The sequence below is a fragment of the Pseudomonas sp. B21-040 genome, from assembly GCF_024748695.1.
Taxonomy (GTDB): Bacteria; Pseudomonadota; Gammaproteobacteria; order Pseudomonadales; family Pseudomonadaceae; genus Aquipseudomonas.
In genome coordinates, this window is the sequence record NZ_CP087176.1 from 1281219 (window position 1) to 1301964 (window position 20746).

General features: G+C 58.7%; 22 protein-coding genes. 6 read left to right on the forward strand and 16 right to left on the reverse strand.

From position 1 onward, the window contains the following. Position 1 precedes the first annotated feature (1 nt). From LOY55_RS05735 to LOY55_RS05745, 3 genes are all read right to left on the reverse strand, one after another. Entirely contained in the window at positions 2–1717 is a 1716-nt protein-coding gene (locus tag LOY55_RS05735; protein WP_046029289.1) for a proline--tRNA ligase, read from the reverse strand. A 130-nt stretch (positions 1718–1847) separates the two neighbouring features. Next, a complete protein-coding gene (locus LOY55_RS05740; protein ID WP_046029290.1) occupies positions 1848–3407 on the reverse strand; it encodes an AmpG family muropeptide MFS transporter in 1560 nt (519 codons plus the stop codon). Positions 3408–3451: 44 nt separating this feature from the next. Continuing rightward, entirely contained in the window at positions 3452–3805 is a 354-nt protein-coding gene (locus LOY55_RS05745; protein ID WP_046029291.1) for an MGMT family protein, read from the reverse strand. A gap of 163 nt (positions 3806–3968) precedes the next feature. On the opposite strand from LOY55_RS05745, the gene LOY55_RS05750 reads away from it, so the two are divergent. Then, positions 3969–4976, forward strand: a complete 1008-nt coding sequence (locus LOY55_RS05750; RefSeq protein ID WP_223523894.1) for a DUF481 domain-containing protein — start codon at positions 3969–3971, stop codon at positions 4974–4976. A gap of 112 nt (positions 4977–5088) precedes the next feature. Here LOY55_RS05750 and LOY55_RS05755 read toward each other — a convergent pair whose 3' ends face one another. Continuing rightward, on the reverse strand, positions 5089–5298 hold the full coding sequence (locus LOY55_RS05755; RefSeq protein WP_002554837.1) for a cold-shock protein: 210 nt from the start codon (positions 5296–5298) through the stop codon (positions 5089–5091). Positions 5299–5652: 354 nt separating this feature from the next. Between LOY55_RS05755 and dcd the strand changes: the two genes are divergently transcribed. Continuing rightward, positions 5653–6219, forward strand: coding sequence for a dCTP deaminase (gene dcd, locus LOY55_RS05760; protein WP_046029293.1), 567 nt, complete (start codon positions 5653–5655; stop codon positions 6217–6219). 107 nt (positions 6220–6326) lie between these two features. Beyond that, positions 6327–6536, forward strand: coding sequence for a hypothetical protein (locus tag LOY55_RS05765; RefSeq protein ID WP_007947208.1), 210 nt, complete (start codon positions 6327–6329; stop codon positions 6534–6536). 90 nt (positions 6537–6626) lie between these two features. Here the strand turns inward: LOY55_RS05765 and LOY55_RS05770 are convergent, their stop codons facing one another. From LOY55_RS05770 to LOY55_RS05805, 8 genes are all read right to left on the reverse strand, one after another. Then, complete coding sequence (locus tag LOY55_RS05770; protein ID WP_046029295.1) at positions 6627–7391, reverse strand: ABC transporter ATP-binding protein; 765 nt, start codon at positions 7389–7391, stop codon at positions 6627–6629. A gap of 13 nt (positions 7392–7404) precedes the next feature. Then, positions 7405–8523, reverse strand: a complete 1119-nt coding sequence (locus tag LOY55_RS05775; RefSeq protein ID WP_109787997.1) for a succinylglutamate desuccinylase/aspartoacylase family protein — start codon at positions 8521–8523, stop codon at positions 7405–7407. 24 nt (positions 8524–8547) lie between these two features. Next, entirely contained in the window at positions 8548–9258 is a 711-nt protein-coding gene (locus LOY55_RS05780) for an ABC transporter permease (RefSeq protein ID WP_046029299.1), read from the reverse strand. Continuing rightward, complete coding sequence (locus tag LOY55_RS05785; protein ID WP_046029301.1) at positions 9255–9983, reverse strand: ABC transporter permease; 729 nt, start codon at positions 9981–9983, stop codon at positions 9255–9257. Before LOY55_RS05785 ends, LOY55_RS05780 begins: the two co-directional genes overlap by 4 nt. A 56-nt stretch (positions 9984–10039) precedes the next feature. Beyond that, positions 10040–10822, reverse strand: a complete 783-nt coding sequence (locus LOY55_RS05790) for a transporter substrate-binding domain-containing protein (protein WP_109787996.1) — start codon at positions 10820–10822, stop codon at positions 10040–10042. A gap of 217 nt (positions 10823–11039) precedes the next feature. Next, positions 11040–12716: an ATP-dependent DNA ligase gene (locus LOY55_RS05795; protein ID WP_223523897.1), complete on the reverse strand. Its 1677-nt coding sequence runs from the start codon at positions 12714–12716 to the stop codon at positions 11040–11042. Further along, on the reverse strand, positions 12713–13747 hold the full coding sequence (locus LOY55_RS05800; RefSeq protein WP_223523900.1) for a ligase-associated DNA damage response exonuclease: 1035 nt from the start codon (positions 13745–13747) through the stop codon (positions 12713–12715). Before LOY55_RS05800 ends, LOY55_RS05795 begins: the two co-directional genes overlap by 4 nt. A 204-nt stretch (positions 13748–13951) precedes the next feature. After that, positions 13952–16402, reverse strand: coding sequence for a penicillin acylase family protein (locus LOY55_RS05805; protein WP_109787993.1), 2451 nt, complete (start codon positions 16400–16402; stop codon positions 13952–13954). Positions 16403–16595: 193 nt separating this feature from the next. On the opposite strand from LOY55_RS05805, the gene LOY55_RS05810 reads away from it, so the two are divergent. Then, positions 16596–17147 (forward strand): cysteine hydrolase family protein, encoded by a 552-nt coding sequence (locus tag LOY55_RS05810; protein ID WP_109788024.1) that lies wholly within the window; start codon positions 16596–16598, stop codon positions 17145–17147. Between the two features lie 81 nt (positions 17148–17228). On the opposite strand, the gene LOY55_RS05815 is transcribed toward LOY55_RS05810, so the two are convergent. The 4 genes from LOY55_RS05815 to LOY55_RS05830 are packed head-to-tail and all read right to left on the reverse strand — an operon-like array spanning position 17229 to position 18974. Then, entirely contained in the window at positions 17229–17447 is a 219-nt protein-coding gene (locus LOY55_RS05815; RefSeq protein ID WP_046046248.1) for an SEC-C metal-binding domain-containing protein, read from the reverse strand. Next, entirely contained in the window at positions 17444–17938 is a 495-nt protein-coding gene (locus tag LOY55_RS05820; protein ID WP_046029309.1) for an LEA type 2 family protein, read from the reverse strand. Before LOY55_RS05820 ends, LOY55_RS05815 begins: the two co-directional genes overlap by 4 nt. 57 nt (positions 17939–17995) lie before the next feature. Beyond that, entirely contained in the window at positions 17996–18472 is a 477-nt protein-coding gene (locus LOY55_RS05825) for a YchJ family protein (RefSeq protein ID WP_223523903.1), read from the reverse strand. Between the two features lie 4 nt (positions 18473–18476). Next, on the reverse strand, positions 18477–18974 hold the full coding sequence (locus LOY55_RS05830; RefSeq protein WP_046029312.1) for a DUF6231 family protein: 498 nt from the start codon (positions 18972–18974) through the stop codon (positions 18477–18479). 189 nt (positions 18975–19163) lie between these two features. Between LOY55_RS05830 and LOY55_RS05835 the strand changes: the two genes are divergently transcribed. Together LOY55_RS05835 and LOY55_RS05840 are read left to right on the forward strand one after the other, a co-directional pair. Continuing rightward, complete coding sequence (locus LOY55_RS05835; protein ID WP_223523906.1) at positions 19164–19853, forward strand: OmpA family protein; 690 nt, start codon at positions 19164–19166, stop codon at positions 19851–19853. A 90-nt stretch (positions 19854–19943) separates the two neighbouring features. After that, the gene (locus LOY55_RS05840; protein ID WP_046029316.1) at positions 19944–20660 is read left to right on the forward strand and encodes an OmpA family protein; all 717 of its coding nucleotides are present in this window, start codon (positions 19944–19946) and stop codon (positions 20658–20660) included. Positions 20661–20746 lie beyond the last annotated feature (86 nt).

Consider the following 20746-nt stretch of genomic DNA (forward strand, 5'->3'; position numbering starts at 1 on the left):
GTCAGCGGCGGATACGGGCCTGGAGGAAAGACAACACGTCAGCGACCGGCAGCGCTTGCGCTTCAGGTTCGGTGCGGCTCTTGTATTCCAGATTGCCTTCGGCAAGGCCGCGGTCACTGACCACGATCCGGTGAGGGATGCCGATCAGCTCCATGTCCGCGAACTTGATGCCCGGGCTGGTTTTCTTGTCGCGGTCGTCCAGCAGTACTTCGAAACCGGCTGCAGTCAGTTCTGCATAGAGCTTGTCGGTGGCTTCACGAACCTGTTCGGTTTCGTAGCGCAATGGCACCAGGGCAACCTGGAAGGGCGCAAGCGTGTCGCTCCAGATGATGCCGTTGGCGTCGTTGTTCTGCTCGATGGCGGCAGCCACCACGCGGGAAACGCCGATGCCGTAGCAGCCCATTTCCAGGGTGACCGGCTTGCCGTTCTCGCCCAGCACTTCGCACTTCATCGCCTTGCTGTACTTGTTGCCCAGCTGGAAGATGTGCCCGACTTCGATGCCACGCTTGATTTCCAGCGTGCCCTTGCCATCCGGGCTTGGGTCGCCAGCTACTACGTTGCGCAGGTCGGCAACGGTCGGAACTGGCAGATCGCGCTCCCAGTTCACGCCGAAGTAGTGCTTGTCGTCGATGTTCGCGCCGATGCCGAAGTCGCTCATCAGCTCAACCGAACGGTCGATGATGATCGGCAGTGGCAGGTTCAGCGGGCCGAGGGAGCCGGCGCCGGCGCCAATGGCGTCGCGCAGTTCTGCGTCGGTGGCCATGACCAGCGGGCTGGCAACGCCAGGTTGCTGGGCAGCCTTGATCTCGTTGAGCTCGTGGTCACCGCGAATGACCAGGGCGATCAGCTTGCCTTCTTCTTCGGCGCGCACAATCAGGGTCTTGATGGTTTTTTCAATCGGCAGATTGAATTTTTCCACCAGCGCGGCGATGGTCTTGGTGTCTGGCGTGTCGACCAGACGCAGCTCTTCGGCGGGGGCTGGACGGGAAGTTTCCCGTGGCACCGCTTCGGCTTTCTCGATGTTCGCTGCGTAGTCGGAACCGTTGCTGAAGACGATGTCGTCCTCGCCTGATTCGGCCAGTACGTGGAACTCATGGGAGCCGGCGCCGCCGATGGAGCCGTTGTCGGCTTCTACAGGGCGGAATCTCAGACCCAGACGGGTGAACACATTGCAGTACGCCTGGTGCATGCGGTCGTAGGTGACTTGCAGCGAAGCCTGGTCAGCGTGGAACGAATAGGCGTCCTTCATGATGAACTCACGACCGCGCATCAAACCGAAGCGTGGACGGATTTCATCACGGAATTTGGTCTGGATCTGATACAGGTTGATCGGCAGCTGTTTGTAGCTGCTCAATTCGTTGCGCATCAGGTCGGTGATGACTTCTTCGTGGGTCGGGCCCGCGCAGAAATCACGACCGTGGCGATCCTTGAAGCGCAGCAATTCAGGGCCGTACTCTTCCCAGCGACCGGATTCCTGCCACAGCTCAGCCGGTTGTGTGCTCGGCATCAACACTTCGAGAGAGCCCGCAGCGTTCATTTCTTCACGAACGACGGCTTCGACCTTGCGCATCACTCGCAAGCCCATCGGCAGCCAGGTGTACAGGCCCGAGGCGAGTTTGCGGATCATGCCGGCGCGCAGCATCAGCTGATGGCTGATCACGACCGCGTCGGAAGGCGTTTCTTTCTGTGTGGCGAGCAAAAATTGACTGGTGCGCATGGTTGGCCGTTGTCGGTTGCTGATGACGAGAAATGACGGAGCATTGTACGGGCGAGATCCGCTGGCGTACAGGCGTGCGGTCGGTGGGGTGGCAGGAGGGCGGGAATCACACCGCCCCTTGCGACGCTTCCTACGATTCTTCCACGATCTGGCTCGGAACCGGCTCCGGCGTTGGTGTCGGACCTGCACGACGGCTCTCCTGGAACCAGTGCAAGGCAATCAACAGCAGGGTCGGAACGCCGAGCAAGGCGGTAATCAAGAAGAAATTGTGATAGCCGAACTTCTCGACCATGACCCCTGAGTAACCGCCGATCAGGCGTGGCAACAGCAGCATGATCGAGCTGAGCAGGGCGTATTGTGTGGCGGAAAACTTGAGGTTGGTCAGGCTCGACAGGTAAGCGACGAACGCCGAAGTCGCCAGGCCGGAACTGAAGTTGTCCAGGGAAATGGTGAGGATCAGCATGTTCAGGTTGGCGCCCATGTCGGCGAGCATCAGGAACAGGATGTTTGTCGCCGCGGACGCAACGCCGCCGATGAACAGGATCGGCAAAATGCCGAAACGTACGATCAGCAGGCCGCCCATGCCGGCACCGACCAGCGTCATGATCAAGCCAAAGATTTTACTGACGCTGGCAATCTGGTCCTTGGTGAACCCCATGTCGATGTAAAACACGTTGGCCATCACACCCATGACCGTATCGGACATCCGGTACGTGGCGATCAGCCCCAATAGCAGGAGGGCTTGCCAGCGGTAACGCGAAATGAAGTCGTTGATGGGGGTCAGTACGGGCGCCAGGCCGCGGCGGCCCATGGACGACAGGCAAAGCAGCGTTAGCGTGGTGTAGAGGATTGCCCGCAGGAATGCACGGTCATCGAGCAGCAGGTCGAGCAGACTCACGCCTTCGAACAGCACGCTGGCGAAGTCGGTGTAATAGAACTGAGTGAACATCGCGGGAACGGACACCAGCAACACGATCAGTACAAACACCGATGCCAGTTGATGCACGAATTTGTAGCGCCCGGCCTGAAGCTGAGTGCGCAGCGGCACAGGTGGTTCGCGCATGAACAGCGAGGTGATCAATGCCGGAACCATCAGGGCGCCGAACAGCAAGTAGGTGCCGGCCCAGGCTGAATGCTGATAATTGAAACCGGTGGAACCGAAGCCCTCGGCGAAGAACAGTGCACCGGCGGTCGCTAGCAACGCGGCGATCCGATAGCCTGACATATAACTGGCGGCAAGCGCTGCCTGACGGCTGTCTTCGGCAATTTCCAGGCGATAGGCATCTACAGCAATGTCTTGTGTCGCCGAGGCGAAGGCAACGACCACTGCGATAGCGATCAACCAGGACAAATGCTTTTGTGGGTCACAGAAGCCCATGCCGATCAGGCCAAGGATCACCAGCGCCTGGGACAACACCAGCCACGAGCGTCGTCGACCCAGTTTGCCGAGAAATGGCAGGCGCCATTGGTCGAGCAGCGGGGACCAGACCCATTTAAAGGCGTAGGCCAGGCCTATCAGGCTTGCATAGCCGATGGTTTCGCGGGCAACTCCGGCCTCGCGAAGCCAGACGGAAAGCGTCGAAAACACCAGCATGTAGGGCAGGCCGGCGGCGAAACCAAGCAGCAACAACACGAGCGTCGAAGGGCTGGCATAGGCGGCGAGCGCGGCGCGCCAGGTTTTACGGGGCATGGGCTGGAGTCTGCCTCAAGAATTACGGAAACAAAGCGCGCACTCTAACCGCTGTGCTCTACCGGACGCCAGCCATGGCGCTGAATATCAACACGATTGTTCAGGATGCTGATGCCTTCGGCGCGTAAACGCGCGCGCTGTTCATCCCCCGAAGGGCTGCCCACAGGCAGGCTGATCCGACCACCGGCACCGAGCACCCGATGCCAGGGCAGTTTGGTGTCACCCGGCAATTGGCTCAACGTGCGTCCGACCCAGCGGGCGGCGCGACCGAGTCCGGCCAGCTCCGCCAGTTGACCATAGCTCACCACTTTGCCTTCAGGCACTTGGGCCAGGGTCAGGTAGAGTGCCGTGCGTCGGATTTGCGCCTGGCTTTCCGTTTCAGAGGTGGGGTTGGGCATGTCCGGGGTTCCTGAGGAGGTTCGCGTTACCGTTTGTAGAGTAAATCCGGGATCAGGAATTGAGAAATGAACTCAATAGAATTAGTCGAGTCAGTCCTTGTCTGGGCCTTGTCAGTAAGGATAATGACGATTTTTTTTCGCAATCTTGAGCGTGTATTTACTTATGTTGTCCAGAACACTGCTCTGTCTCGCTGTCCTGAGCGCTTCCATGCCGGTGCTCGCCGATACTGTCTGGTTGAAAAACGGTGACAAGTTGAGCGGCAAGATCACGCTGTTCGATGGTGGCAAGCTGGTGATCCAGACCGAATACGCCGGTGCGATCCCGATCGACTGGAAACAGGTCAAAACCCTGGAGAGTGATCAGGAATTGCTGGTCAAACAGAATGCCTATACCGGCGAGAAGGCCAAGTCGTTGCGTGCGGCAGAGGAAGGTAAGGTCACGCTGGCCAATGGCGACGCGCCGAAGACGGTGGAATTGGCCAGTATCCAGCAAATTCTCAAGCCCAAGCCGGTGGTCGAGGATTTGGTGTGGAAGGGTAACGTCGACTTGGCGCTGGACTACCAGAGGGCTGAGAACGACACCAACGATTATGACGTCGACTTCAGGACCACGGCGCGTCATGGCCGCTGGCGGCATATCGCGGAAGGTGAATACAACCGCGAATTCCAGGATGGAGATGTGACCGCGGACAACTGGCGTGCTGAATACTCGCTCGACCGCTTCCTGACCGAGAAATGGTTCTGGGAGGGGCGACTGGTGTACAAGCGCGACAAAGTCGAAGACCTTTCCCGTCAACGCACTGTCGGTACAGGCCCTGGTTACCAGTTCTGGGACGACGAGCTGGGTGCATTCTCCTTGGGGTCGCTGGTCAACCGCACGGACTATGAGTTCTCGGACGGCAACAAGGATAACTTCTATGCCCTGGCGATGAAGTGGGATTACAACCGTTACCTGGTCGGCAAGACGGTGGAGTTCTTTACCCATGGTGAGGTGGCCAAGCCGTTGTCGGGTGTGGCGGATTACGCGCTGGATGCTGAAATGGGATTGCGATACAAGGTAACAGACTGGGCTTCGCTCAATCTCAAGGCGGAGCGGGATATCATCAGCGGTACCGATGACAGCGACCTGAGCAAGACGCGCTATACCGCAGGGTTTGGCGTGGCCTGGTAAGACGCAAAAATCGCAGCCGTGGGGCTGCGATTTTTTTTTTTGCCTGAAAAACCGTCAGGCACAAAAAAGCCCCGCTTTTAAGGACGGGGCTTTTTACTAAAGCAAGTACAAGTTAGATAACTTGAACTTCTTCAGCTTGCATGCCTTTCTGACCGCGGGTAGCGATGAAAGAAACCTGTTGGCCTTCTTTCAGGCTTTTGAAGCCGTCGGATTGGATAGCTTTGAAGTGAACGAACAGGTCGTCACCGGATTGTGGAGTGATGAAGCCGAAGCCTTTTTCATCGTTGAACCACTTAACGGTACCGGTTTGGCGATTAGACATGGTGTAACTCCTTGAACAAAGATAACTGCGACTCAGGAAGAACCCTGGCCGAGACTGAGTGCAAAGAGCAGGAAAAATTCTTGTAGATGGTTGGATCGAAATTCAACATATCGTGTAGAGATTCTCAGTGACACAAGCAGCACAGTGGCGCCACCTTAACCCTTTTTCCGGGACGTGCCAATGCTTCTTGCGAAGGTTTCTCTCTTTTCAGGACTGACGGTCCTTTGGATTGGGCGAAAGGTCCTGAATTCACGGGGGAGCGGGGAGAATTATGCCCCGGACTTTGAACCCGGGGCGCGCGCCCGGTAAGATGCCGGACAGAATTTTTCCACCTCGCTATTCAGGACACACGCCATGAGCATCAAATCGGACAAGTGGATTCGCCGCATGGCGCAAGAGCACGGCATGATCGACCCCTTCGTTGAGCGCCAGATGCGTGGCGAAGGCGCCGAGCGTGTGATTTCCTACGGCGTTTCGAGCTACGGCTACGATGTGCGCTGCGCCGATGAGTTCAAGGTGTTCACCAACATTAACTCGGCGACCGTTGATCCGAAGAATTTCGACGAGAAGAGCTTCGTCGACGTCAAAAGCGATGTTTGCATCATTCCGCCAAACTCCTTCGCATTGGCGCGCACCGTGGAATTCTTCCGTATTCCGCGCAACGTGCTGACCATCTGCCTGGGTAAAAGCACCTACGCGCGTTGCGGCATTATCGTCAACGTGACGCCGCTTGAGCCTGAGTGGGAAGGGCACGTGACGCTGGAGTTCTCCAACACCACGACACTGCCGGCGAAGATCTACGCCAATGAAGGCGTCGCACAGATGCTGTTCTTCGAATCCGACGAAGAGTGCGAAGTCTCCTACAAGGACCGTGGCGGCAAGTACCAGGGCCAGCTCGGCGTTACCCTGCCGCGCACCTGATCCGTTCATCTGGCCAGTCAGCGGGAATTCCTGAGCGGGTAGACACTCTATGGGGTGTACTGCCCGGTTCGCGCACAGCGGACGGGGCCATTGCTCAGGAGTGCTTTATGAAGATCGATCCGCGAATAAGTGCCGAGCTGGCAAGGCTTGAGCCCAATCAGATTGGCGTTTTGGCCTGGTCCTTGTTGGCACATCCACCCGTCAGCATGGCGGGGGGCATCCCCGGTCAACCAGACCCCGATACCCCGAACGAACAACCGACGGAACCTGGCGAACCCACCCTGCCGGATGAGCCACCTCCGGCGCCTGTCGCCTGATCTGCCGCCAAAAAAAATGGCCAGTGCAGTTGATGTCCGTAAAGACGTCAGCTGACTGGCCATTTTTTGTTGTGGGGTTGAGGCTCGGCGTTACTTCAGGTTGCCGCTGAGGAATTGCTTGAGCCGCTCACTCTTCGGATTGCCCAGCACGTCTTCCGGCGCGCCTTCTTCTTCCACCAGCCCTTTGTGCAGGAACAGTACCTGGCTGGAGACTTTGCGGGCGAAGCTCATTTCGTGCGTTACCATGATCATGGTCCGGCCTTCTTCGGCCAGGCCCTGGATCACGCGCAATACTTCACCCACCAGTTCCGGGTCGAGCGCCGACGTCGGTTCGTCGAACAGCATGACTTCCGGTTCCATGGCCAGCGCCCGGGCAATGGCGACCCGCTGCTGCTGACCGCCAGACAGGAAAGCCGGGTACTGGTCGGCGACGCGGGCGGCCAGACCGACCTTGTCCAGGTAACGTCGGGCGCGGTCTTCGGCCTCTTCTTTGCTGCAACCCAGCACCCGGCGCGGGGCCATGGTGATGTTTTCCAGCACCGTCATATGGCTCCACAGGTTGAAATGCTGGAACACCATGGCCAGGCGGGTACGGATCCGTTGCAGTTCATCGGCATCGGCCACGTGCATGCCGTGACGATCCTTGATCATGCGGATGTTCTGGCCGTCCAGGCTCATGGCGCCGTCGTTGGGCTGTTCGAGAAAGTTGATGCAACGCAGGAACGTACTTTTACCCGAGCCGCTGGCGCCGATCAGGCTGATGACGTCGCCGGTGTTGGCCTTGAGCGAAACACCTTTGAGGACTTCGTGATCGCCATAGCTTTTATGCAGGCCTTCGATCGTCAGTTTGTACATGGGGCATGCATCCTCAAGGCGAAAGTAGGTAGCCGCTGCGATAGGCTTCGGCGCCCGCGACGTGCGCGATCACCATGCCTGCAGTGGCCATGCGCCGCAGCGAACGGGCGTACATCAACCCGGCGGCGGTGCAATGAACGGGGGTGACGCGATCGTTGATCGGGTCAATGATTTCGGCGATCAGTTGCCCGGCTTCCAGGTATTCCCCCGGCAGTGCGGTGAACACCAGCAAGCCGCCGACCGGTGTGGCTACCGGTTCGACGCCCGCCAACGGTGTGGCGGGGTAGGGCAGTTCGGGCAGCGGAGCCGGCTCGCCGGCAATGGCGCCGAAGTGAATCAGGTACTCGATCAGCGCCTGGCAATCGAGGCTGGCCAGCGGATGATTGACGTCACCCTGGCCGCGCAATTCGACGGTCACCGAGAAACTGCCCGGCGGAATGTCAAAGCGCTCGCTGAAGCGCTCCTTCAATTGCCACCAGAGCAGGGTGAAACATTCGTCGAACGATTGGCCGCCGGAATCGGTGGCTAGCAAACTCGCCTCGGAACCGATGTAGCGCGCCAGCGGCTCGACCTGCGGCCAGGCTTCGGGTGTGGTGTAGAGGTGCGCGACGGCTTCGAAGTCGCAGTGCAGGTCTAGCACCATGTCTGCATCGCAGGCCAGGCGTTGCAGCGTCAGGCGTTGGGATTGCAGTTGAGTGCTGGCGGTCTGCCGGGCGAGGGCGTTGCGCAAACTTTCGCGGATCAACTCGAGGTTGCGCTGCGGGTCGTCACTGAGTTGGCCTTCGATTTCATTGCCGACTGCTTCGCTCAGATCGATGAACCAGCGGTTGAAGTTCTGACCGCTTTCCAGTTCGAAGCGGCCCAGAGGGACTTCCATCAGCACTTGTTCCAGGCCGACCGGATTGGCCACGGGCACCAACACGATTTCGCTGATCAGCCGGCCGGCGGCTTCCAGTTCCGCCAGGCGTTGCTTGAGGTGCCAGGCCACGAGCATGCCGGGCAGTTCATCGGCATGCAGTGACGACTGGATGTAGATCTTGCCTTTGGCCGCCGCAGGGCCGTAATGAAAACTGTGGATCTGTCGTGCAGTCCCCGGTACTGGGGCCAGCAAGTCATGAGTCTGGTGGCGCATGTTTCTTTATTCCTAAAGCGGGTCCTAGTGGGTCGGCCCGAGGAAGGCCAGCCATCGGCGTTCGGCGAGGCGGAACAGGCCGACCAGCGCAAAGGTCACGGTCAGGTAGATCAGCGCAGCGATGCCGAACGACTGGAAGGTCAGGAAGGTCGCCGAGTTGGCGTCCCGAGCGACTTTCAAAATGTCCGGAATGGTTGCGGTGAACGCCACTGTGGTCGAGTGCAGCATCAGGATCACTTCGTTGCTGTAGTACGGCAACGAGCGACGCAGGGCTGAGGGCATGATCACGTAGGCATACAGCTTCCAGCCGGTCAGGCCATAAGCCTTGGCGGCTTCGACTTCACCGTGGTTCATGCTGCGAATGGCACCGGCGAAAATTTCCGTGGTGTAGGCGCAGGTGTTCAGGGCGAAGGCCAGGATCGTGCAATTCATCGCATCGCGAAAGAATGCGTCCAGTACCGGCTGAGCCCGAATGGCGGCCAGGCTGTAGATCCCCGTGTAACAGATCAATAGCTGGATATAGAGCGGCGTGCCACGAAACAGATAGGTATAGAACTGCACTGGCCAACGGATGTAGAAGTGCGGTGACACCCGGGCGATGGACAGCGGAATCGACACGATAAAACCGAAGAAGATCGAAGCGCTGAGCAACCACATCGTCATGGCCAGGCCGGTGATGTTGTTGCCGTCGCTATAGAGGAAAGGTTTCCAGTATTCCTGCAGAAGTTCGATCATCGTACGGCCTCCCGGGTACCGGCGGAGTAACGACGTTCAAGCCAGCGCAGAATGAAGTTGGACGCGCTGGTGATCACCAGGTAGATCAGAGCGGCAAGTACCAGGAAGTAAAATAGCTGATAGCTGCTTTTACCGGCGTCCTGGGCAGCCTTGACCAGATCGGCAAGGCCGATGATCGAGACCAGGGCCGTGGCCTTGAGCATCACCATCCAGTTGTTACCGATACCCGGCAGGGCATAACGCATCATCTGCGGGAACACCACGATCCAGAAACGCTGGCCGCGCTTGAGGCCATAGGCGGTGGCCGCTTCGACCTGACCCCGTGGGACGGCGAGAATCGCGCCACGGAAGGTTTCGGTGAAATACGCGCCATAGATAAAGCCCAGGGTGATGACCCCGGCGCTGAATGGGTTGATCTCGATGTATTCCCATTCCATGTAATCGGTCAGGGACGTCAGCCAGGTTTGCAGGCTGTAGAAAATCAGTAGCATCAGGACCAGGTCCGGAACGCCGCGAATAAGTGTGGTGTAAAGCTGGGCAGGCACGCGCATCAGTTTGACTTTTGACAGCTTGGCACTGGCACCGAGTAGCCCGAGCAACACGGCTACCAATAGCGACAACGCCGACAACTTGATCGTCATCCAGGTGCCTTGCATCAGCAACGGACCGAAGCCCTTGAGGCTGAAGGCAGAGAGCCCCAGATTTTGTAATAGGTTTTCGAACATAAATCAGCAACCTGATCGGATGAAAAAAGCGCCCATCGCGAGATGGGCGCCGGGCATTATTTGCCGCTGAACAGATTCAGATCGCCAAAGTGTTTCTTCTGAATGGTGGCGTAGGTGCCATCATCGTGTAACGCTTTGATACCTTTATCCAAAAGTGCTTTCAGCTCGGTGTTACCTTTCTTAATGCCCACCGCCGTTTTGGCAGGCAACAAATGGTCGTCGACTGGCTTGCTGACGTCATAGTCGGCGCCTTGTGGCGACTTCAGGAAGCCCAGTTCGGCTTGCAGCATGTCCTGAATCCCTGCATCGAGACGACCGGACGTCAAGTCGGCGTAGACCTGATCCTGGTTGGCGTAGGCCTGGGTTTTCACACCGGCCTTGTCCAAAACGGCTTTGGCATAGGCTTCCTGAATGGTGCCTTGTTCATAGCCGACGGTTTTGCCTTTGAGCGAAGCGACGTCCGCCGTCACGCCGGAACCTTTCTTGGACACGTAGGCGGTTGGGCCGGAAAACAGCTCGCTGGAGAAGTCGATGACTTTTTCACGGGCTTCGGTAACGGTCATCGACGAGATCACACCGTCGAATTTATTGGCCTTGAGGCCTGGAATCATGCCATCGAAGTCACTTTCGACCCATTTGCACTTGACCTTCAGCTCGGCGCAGATCGCGTTCCCCAGATCGATGTCGAAGCCTACCAGGCTACCGTCGGCCGCTTTGGACTCGAAAGGTGCATAGGAAGGGTCAACACCAAAACGCAGCTCTTTGTATTCCTTGGCCAGCGCGGAGCCGGCAGCCATGCACAAAGCCAGTGCAGAAAGGGTCAGCAATGCTTTTTTCATTATTCAATCCCTAAGAACCAATATGAGCGCTTGTGGCGCAGAATTATTGTTACTGGAAAGCGTAAGACCTAATGAAAGTAGCAATTTCCGAACCAGAGTCCCGAACAAGCGTTTTAAAAGGTCATACAAGAAGTGACGGCGCAGGAATTGTGCACGAAAACGGGCTTGATGAGTGGGGTGCACCAACTTTGTTCGAGCGGACACAAAAACCAGTGGGTCAGCCCAGTAATTTTTGCAATGTGCCGAGGTCGTCAGCGTCCTCAACCGACTTGTCCTGACGCCAGCGCAACATCCTGGGGAAGCGCACGGCAATTCCGCTCTTGTGGCGTTTTGAAAGGGCAATGCTTTCGAATCCCAACTCGAACACCAGGCTGGGTTTCACGCTGTTGACCGGGCCGAATTTTTCCACCGTGGTTTTGCGCACGATGCTGTCGACCTGGCGCAATTCTTCGTCGGTCAGCCCTGAATAGGCCTTGGCGAAGGGGACCAGCGTGCGTTCGCTGGCATCAGGCGGACCATCCCAGACCGCGAAGGTGTAATCACTGTAGAGATTCGCCCGTCGTCCGTTGCCACGCTGGGCATAAATCAGCACCGCGTCGACGCTGAACGGGTCGACTTTCCATTTCCACCACGCGCCCATGTCCTTGGTCCGGCCGACGCCGTACAGCGAATCCCGTGCTTTGAGCATCATGCCTTCGACGCCGAGACTGCGGGAGGCCTCCCTTTGTTGGGCGAGGTCCAGCCAGTTCTCACCGATGAGCACTGGTGAGGCGAGTAACACCGGGCTGTTACAGGTGGCTACGACCGTTTCCAACTGAGTGCGACGCTTGGCCAGCGATTGATTGCGCCAATCCGCGCCGTGCCATTCCAGCAGGTCGTAGGCGAGGATCACCACGGGCACCTCTTCGAGGATTTTCTTGCCGAGAGTTTTGCGTCCAAGGCGCTGTTGCAACAAGGCGAAAGGTTGCACGGCGGGAATGCCGGGCAGGCTGGCTTCGGTGCCGTGAGGCGCGGATTTCCATGCCACGATTTCACCGTCGATCACCGTGCCGTCGGGCAAGCCGTGCACGAGGTGATCAAACTCAGGGAAGCGTTCGGTCACCAATTCCTCGCCCCGCGACCAGATCCACAAACGCCCGTCGCGCTTGATCACTTGCGCGCGAATGCCATCCCATTTCCACTCCACCAGCCATTGGCTGGCGGGGCCGAGCAATGCTTCGAATTGCCCGGCCGGTTGCGACAAGGCATGGGCCAGGAAGAACGGATAAGGTTGCCCCCCGCGCTGCGCGTGTTCATCACCGGACTCAGCCGCGATCAATTTCAGGTAGCTGGCAGCGCTCGGGCGATTAGATAAGTCGGTGTAACCGACCATGCGCTGGGCCACGCGTTTACTGTCGAGTCCGGCCATGGCTGCCAGGGCTCGGGTCACCAGTTGCCTGTAAACGCCGACACGGAAACTGCCGGTGATCAGTTTGATGCAGAGCATCAGGCTGGCGCGATCCAGTTGCGACCAGAGCGTGGGCAATTGCTGGGCGAGTACAGAGGGGGATTCGCCGCGCAAGGACAGCAGCTTGTCTTCGATCCAGGTCGCCAGTCCCTCAGTGGAACGGTGGTGGGCTACGGGCAGCACCAGTGAGATGGTTTCTGCCAGATCGCCCACCGCCTGATAACTCTCTTCGAACAGCCAGGGTTGAAGGCCGGAAACGGTCACCGCCAACTCTCGCAATATGCGCACGGGCACCAATTGCCGAGGGCGTCCTCCGGCTAAAAAGTACACGGCCCACGCGGCATCTTGCGGCGAGGCCTGAGCAAAGTAGATTTGCATGGCTGCCAGCTTGGCGTTGCTCGACGTGGTGGCGTCGAGTTCGGCATACAACTCGGCGAACGCCTTCATGCCAACACCTTGTCTTTCTGGGGGGCGATCAGGGTGTTTTCTTCCTCGTCGTCGCCGTACTCGGTGTTGAAACCCTGTGCATCGAGACCCTGTTCACGCAGGTGGCGCACCAGAACCTCGACCGAGCCATGCGTCACCATCACCCGCTCGGCCCCGGTTTGTTCAATCGCCCAGAGCAGGCCCGGCCAATCGGCATGGTCGGAGAGCACGAATCCCCGATCGACACCGCGCCGCCGACGGGGGCCACGCAAGCGCATCCAGCCGCTGGCGAAGCCGTCGCTGTACTCACCGAAACGACGCATCCAGGTACTGGCGCCCGCGGATGGCGGCGCGATGATCAGGGCTTTACGCATCATCGGGTCACTCTTTTTTACCTCGCCGGCATAGAGAGTGGGCGGTAGGTAAACGCCGCTCTGGCGATAAATCTGGTTAATCGGCTCCACGGCGCCATGCACCAGAATCGGGCCGAGAAGGGCGTCGATGCCATGGAGAATGCGCTGCGCTTTGCCGAACGAGTAGCAGAGCAGCACGCTGGCCCTGTCGGCGGCGGCGTTGGCCTGCCACCACTGATTGATCTCGGCAAACACCTGCGCCTGAGGTTGCCAGCGATAAATCGGCAGGCCGAAGGTCGACTCGGTGATGAAGGTGTGGCACCGCACCGGCTCGAAGGGCGCACACGTGCCGTCGGCTTCGGTCTTGTAATCCCCCGAGGCGACCCAGACCTCGCCGCCGTATTCCAGTCGCACCTGGGCCGAGCCGAGCACGTGCCCGGCGGGGTGAAAGCTGACGGTGACGCCATGATGTTTCAGGGCGTGGCCGTAAGGCAGGATTTGCAGATTGATGTCTGCACCCAGGCGAGCACGCAGGATGCCTGCGCCGGCTGACGCCGTCAGGTAGTGACGATTTCCGCTTCGGGCATGATCGCTGTGAGCATGGGTGATGATTGCGCGCTCGACGGGGCGCCACGGGTCGATGTAGAAATCCCCGGCCGGGCAGTACAAACCTTCAGGACGTGCGATAACAAGTTCCATGCTGTTGCCAAAATGGAGGGACTTGTTAGCTATGAGGTTGGCGTGAAGCCAGAAGTTCTATTGTTTTTTCAAGGGTGTTGATTGTTCCCACGCTCCGCGTGGTAACGCCTCAAGGGACGCTCCGCGTCCAGTGACGCAAAGCGTCACGAGCCGCATTCCCACGCAGAGCGTGGGAACGATCTTTACGCCTACAGTGATCGGGGGTTATTTGCCCGGAGCCAGGGTCAATTGAGTCTTGCCGTACACCTTGTCAAAGTTCTGCGGTTGCATCGGCAGGCTCATGTAATTCCCTTTGAGCCATGGATCAATGCTGTCGAGGTAGTGCGGGCTTGCCGGGTTGCCCGACTGGCCGGTGCCGTTCTGGCCCATCAGCGGTTCGGCCTGGCCGAAGTCGACGATAAAGCGCATGGCCGGCGCCTGCGTGGTGTTGAAGTCCTCACCCCAGGCGAAGGCCGCCGTGTTGAGCGTGGTGTGGTCACCGCCCGCCGCAACGGGACCGCGAACGGTCTGGCCACTGGCGTTTTTCCATTCATAGCGGTGCAGTTTGCCCCACTGCCAGGCGTTGTGATTGCCACCCAACTGACTGTCACCGGCGTTGATCGCCGCTGCCAGGCTGCGGGCGAGGATCGCCGGCTTGTCTTCTTTCTGCGGTGTGCGCGCGTCATCCCAGAACGGGCTGTCTTCGCGCCCCAGCAGGTGATCGGCTTGAGCGGCGTAGGACAACTTGCCGTTGGCCACAAAGGCCTTCCACGCCGGGCTGCTTTGCGGGCCAAGTTCGTCGAGGAAGATCTGTTTCATGCTTTCTTGCAGAAACAATTCATAAATCGCTGCATCGGCAGAGGTCGTGCTGAGCTTGCCGTCGAACGCCATCAGGCGGGTATAGGCCTCGCGAGCCTTGCCGCGATCGGCATCCGGTAGCGCTTCGATCGCCTGTTTGAGCGGCTGGGACATGCCCGGTGCTTCAAACATTTTCTTCAGTTTGGCGGCGAACGTGGTGGTCTGGTCGTATTGCATCGCGATCACGCTGCGCGTGTCGTGTTTACCCGCGCCGGCCAATTCGGCCATACGCTCGCCACGTTCCGGTGCCGCCCACGAATTGGACAATTGCATTCCGTAGCCATGGGGAATGACGCGCTGATTGGCGGTGCCGAGCCAACCTTGCGCCGGATCCTGGTCGTAAGGGTGCAGCATCGGATCGGCGTAGCCGTCCCAGTCGTAGCGACCTTCCCAGCCCGGCGACGGCAACAGGCCTTCGCCCTCACGGCGGTTCGGGTAGCGACCGGTGACTTGCCAGCCGATGTTGCTGGCGTCGGCGAAGACCAGGTTCAGGGCGATGGCGCGGATTTCGCGGCTGGCGTCCGACGCTTTCTCGACGGTCTGGGCGCGGGACAGGTCGAAAAACGCATCCAGGGTTTTATCGTCGGTGAAGTTCGGCATTTGCAGGGCCAGGCCGAAACCATTGGCCAGCGTCGTGCCTTGGGCGCTATTGAGCAGCGGACCGTGACGGGTTTCGTACACCACTTCGCGAATCGGACGCTGGCCTTTGACGAAGTAGGTTTCGTTACGCACGATCGCTGGTTGCCATTTGCCGGCCACTTCATAGGTGAGGCCGTTGCCCTGGCGTTTGATCTTTTCCAGGAACAGGTCCTGGTTGTCGCCCATGACGGTGGTCATGCTCCAGGCGACTTTGCCGTTAAAACCACCGAGCACCATCGGTAAACCGGCAATGGTCACGCCCGAAGCCTGATATTTCGGCGCGCGGATCTGCACGTAACTGAACAGCGACGGCACGCCCAAGGGGCCATGACTGTCGCTGGCCAGCAGGCTTTTGCCACTGCGGCTGCGTTGCGGGCCGATCGCCCAGTTGTTCGACGAGGTCGTGCCCGACAGATTCAGGTCGGACAGTTGGCCGGTGGCCTTGCTGATTTCAGCCAGCCCCGGGATGGCGCCGTTGAGCTTGATGCCCTGAAGTTTTTCGGCTTCGGCCAGTGGCAGTTTTTCATCGGGCGCGGACGGTGTCAGCCAGGCGAGTTTGTCGGTGGTGACGGTCTGAGCCAGCATCAGCGAGGAAATTTCTTCCGGCAGGTTGGCCGATTGACTGAAATTCAACAGGCAGAAAATCAGCGCCGAATCTTCCGGTTTCCAGTATTCAGGCTTGTAACCGGTGGCCGCGAGATCGGCTGGCAGCTTGTCGCGGTAGCGGAACAGGTAGGCGTTGACGCCGCGCGCATACACTTCGAAGAAGCGCTTGAGACGCGGCGAAGAGGCTTTGTACAACTCACCGGCGTTTTTCTTCAGATTGACCGCGCGCATGTAGCGGTCGGCGTCCAACAGGTCGGCACCGGACATTTCTGCCAGGCGACCTTCGGCCAGCAGGCGCAGGGTGACCATTTGCGTGATGCGGTCACTGGCGTGAACGTAACCCAGGGCGAACAACGCATCGTGGAAGCTGTTGCTTTCGATCAGCGGCATGCCCATGGCATTGCGGCGCACCGAAACGTTCTGCGCCAAGCCCTTGAGCGGCTGCACACCGGAAGTTGGCGGGAGGGTGTCCTGAGCGTTCCGGGTCTGACAACCGGTCAGGCTCAAAACACCGGCCACTGCTGCGGCAACGCCGAACCGGGGAAGAAAATGTGTGAGGGCTGGCGAGGCCATGGCAAAGCTCCTGCGGGGGTAAAGGCGCAATAAAGGCGCTACGTTAGTGAGCAGGAGGAGGGCGCGCAAGCGGCGACGGGGTTATTTCTTTATGACGGTCGTTCCCACGCTCTGCATGGGTATGCCTTGCCTGTAAGAAGAGGTGATGCTGAAGTGTGTGAAATTCAATCACCACTGTTTGAGAAAAACCGGCATGGAGCTCAAGACCAACGCAGCGCTAATCATCATCGATCAACAAAAAGGTATTTTGCATCCTAGGCTCGGTCGCCGAAATAACCCTCAGGCCGAGGCGCGGATTCTGGATTTATTGAGCCATTGGCGTCGAACCGGGCGACCGGTGATTCATGTGCAGCATCTGTCTCGTTCACCGGATTCGGTGTTCTGGCCGCAACAGTCAGGCGTGGAATTCCAGGAGCGGTTTGAGCCACAGGCCGGCGAACAGTTGATCCAGAAACAGGTGCCGGATGCCTTTTGTGCCACGGGGCTGGAGGGTCGTTTGCGTGACGTGGGGATTTCTCAACTGGTGATTGTTGGCGTGGCGACCCATAACTCGGTGGAGTCCACGACGCGAACCGCCGGTAATCTGGGGTTTGAAACGTGGGTTGCGGAGGATGCGTGCTTTACCTTCGACAAGGCGGACTATTTTGGAAACGTGCGTTCAGCCGAGGACGTGCATGCGATGTCGCTGGGGAATTTGCAGGGCGAATATGCGACGGTGGTGAGTACTGCGCAGATCCTGGCTTGAGATTGATCTTTGGGGCCTCTTCGCGAGCAGGCTCGCTCGCGAAGATGATTCAACAGGCGAAAAAAACTTTCGCCCGAAGCATCAAGCGCCGTGGCACTTCTTGAATTTCTTGCCGTTGCCGCATGGGCAAGGGTCGTTGCGGCCGACGTCCTTCAGGGCATTGCGCACCGGTTCCTGGTGGGCGTGGCCACAGTTCGGGCCGTGAACATGGCCATGGTCGTGATCATGGTGGTCGTGATGGTCGTGATGGTCATGATCGTGGTTGCAGTCAGGGCCATGGACATGGGGTTGCTGGGTCATCGGGTTCGCTCCGGAATTAAATCGGCGGGGATTATCACGCCATTGCGCGCCAGGTGCACGTCGTGAGGGATGAAAAAACCGGTTTTCAGTTCACCTTCCAGACGATAGGGGATGGGTTGATCGGGTTTTTTCAGCATTTTCACCAGGTCTCGCACCTTGGGCCACAGATTGGTACGGATCGGCACTTTGAAATAGGCGCTGTGCTTGGGGCTCACCGTAAACCGGTGATCATGCTCGCCTTCGGTCAGCAGGATGTCGCCCAAGTGAATCCGGTATTCAAGGCCGCGCACGGTCAAGTCGCTGTCGTTGGGGTTGTCGATACGAAAGTGCAGGAGAAATTTTTGCTCCAACAGTTTTGCCCGCACGAGTTCGACCTTGACCAGATGCACCTCGGGGTCCGGTTCATCGTCGTCAAACCAGGACGCACACCCTGTAAGCCCCAGAAACAGGAGCAGGCTGAACAGATAAAGTGTGTGTCGCCGGGTGATCATGGTCGTGTATCTCCCTTGAACCTGTAGCAGTCTTCGGCAGCTGCTACAGGGTGTCACTCAACTGTTGAAATACCCCGCGCAACACTTCTTGAATTTTTGCCCACTGGCGCAGGGGCAGGCGTCATTGCGTCCGGTCTTGAGTGGCACTGTGGGGTCGATGAAGTACCAGTGGCCGGCGTTCTGCACAAATGACGAACGCTCGCGGTGGCTATGTTCACCACCGCCATCGTGCCAGCGCGCGGTGAAGGTCACGAAGGCGTGTTCCGGTTGTCCGCCGAATACCTCTGAGCTTTCCACTTCCAGGCCCAGCCAGGTGCTTTGGGCGCTCCAGTCGCTGATGGACTGACGATTCAGGCCGGCCTGTTGGGCGGGCAGGGTGGTTGCCACCAGATAGTCGATCAACCCCAGCACGTAGGCGCTGTAGCGCGAACGCATCAAGGCTTCGGCACAGGGCGCCGGTTGCCCTGCGTGGTAATGACCGCAGCAGGCATCAAGCAGGGTGCCGCTGCCGCAAGGGCAAATGGATGTACTCATTGCATTACCACCAGTATTTCCCGAAATTTTCCGGATTGGCCCAAAAGCGTGAATTGAGCCAGTCGGGTACTTGTTTGTATTCAAGCAGATCGTAGGTAAACAGGGTCAAAACCTGTTCGTCGCGCTGGAAGCGTTCGCTGGCTTGCAGGGCCAGAGAGAAAAAATCCGTCTCCTGCCAACCACTGGCCGACAAGTCCGCCAGCACGGCAATACGACTGGCGTTGAGGTTGCGAATCCCGCCGAGCAGGTTCAGGCCATCGCGCTTGGGCAAATGTTCGAGGCAGTCGACGGCCAGCGCCAGATCAAAGCGGCGCGCCGCCAATTCTTCCGGCAACGGGCCCGGTGCAGCGTGCGCTACACACGTATCCGGATGGGCCAGCTTGAAAGCTTCCAGCGCGGGGAACTCACTGGCACCGATCAGCAACAGTTGTGCGGGGGCATAGCGATCCAGCAAAGCGGCCAAAGCTTGTTGGGGCGTGCGCGAAGAAATACCTGCAATCATCAAAGATCCTCATTCAGAACGCCAAGACTAGCCTGCCCAAACGTGCGGGCCTAGAGCGTGTTTGCAGCAAATACGCCAATCTGGCGTCAAGGCGAGATAAAACAGCGATGGCCCATTGCTGGCGGAGTTTAAAACTCGGGTCTTTACTACCTGAATCGGTTCTAAGCCGATCCCTCAGGAGAAAACTAGATGAGCATAGTTCGGACAGCATTACCCTTGGTTCTGCTCACCAGTGTGTTGACTGGTTGCGCAGGTTTGCAAAAAACCGACTGGCCGACCTGTGCGCTGGTCGGTGGTGTCGTAGGTGCGGGTCTCGGCGCGACCGAGAGCTCGGCATGGGCAGGCTATGGTGCGCTGCTTGTCGGCGGCACGGCAGCGGCCTATTGCTGGGTGCACGGTGATGGCGACGAAGATGGTGATGGTGTACCGGACAGCCGCGACAAGTGCCCGGGCACACCTCATGGCGTGACCGTCGATGTCAACGGTTGCCCTCCACCGGCACCGGTGGTCGAAGAAGCCGTTGTGGTCAAGGAAGAAACCATCGTCATCCGCGATGTTCACTTCCAGTTTGATAAAGCCACGCTCACCGAATCGGACAAGGAGGTACTCAACAAAATTGCGACTCGCCTGAAAGCGGAAGCGCCTACCGCTCAACTGACCGTTACTGGCCATACCGACAGCGTGGGTAGCGATACCTACAACCAGAAACTGTCGGATAAACGCGCCCACTCGGTGGTTGAATACCTCATCCAGGAAGGCGTACCACGCAGCAGCTTCGTGTCTGTCGTCGGTGCCGGTGAAAGCCAGCCAGTTGCCGATAACAAAACCGCTGACGGCCGCGCGCAGAACCGTCGCACGGAAATCAAAATCAACCGTTAAGTCTCCTCCGCTCCGCGGCTTGTATAGTCGCGGATGCGGGTCTTTACTCCTGTGTAACCGGTATAAGCCGGTAACACAGGAGCTTTCAATATGAGCGTTCTCACAAGGACCGTCTTGCCGGTTCTGCTGCTTGGCAGCCTGCTGACCGGTTGCGCTACTCACAGTGATGGCACCGCCCCCCTCAATCAACGTACCTGGCCGATCTGCAGTCTCATTGGCGGACTGGTCGGAGGTGGTTTGGGCGCTATCGAAAGTGGCAGTTGGGCGGCCGGAGGCGCAGCGCTCGGAATCTTGACCGGTGGCTTGATCTGTTATGCACAGGATGGCGACGAAGATGGCGATGGCGTCTTCGATCGACGTGATCGTTGCCCCGATACACCAGCCAACACGCCCGTTGAACATCACGGTTGTCCGTTGCCGCAAACCCCGGTCAGCGCGCCTGCCGAACCTGCACAATCGGAAGTCGTCACCCTCAGTGATGCGGGCAACGTGCTGTTTGCATTCAACCAATCCGACCTGACTCCTGCTGCCAAGAGTGAGCTGGATGCGTTGATGCCCAAACTGCAAAGTGCCGATGTGGTGAGTATCAAGGTCGTTGGACATACTGACGGCGTCGGTTCGGATGTCTACAACCAGTATTTGTCGGAACGTCGTGCCACCAGCGTGGCGGCCTATCTGATGGACCAAGGCCTGGACCCGAACAAAATCACCAGTGAAGGCAAGGGCAAAAGTGAGCCTGTGGCCGATAACGATACTGATGAAGGCCGCGCGAAAAATCGTCGCGTGGAATTGCACATCAACCGCTAAGCCGCTAGCTAGAGCCATCGGTCGGTCAATGCGGCGGGCCGATGGCCATTCGGCGGACTTCATGACGATTTTTCCGTTGCCCTCTG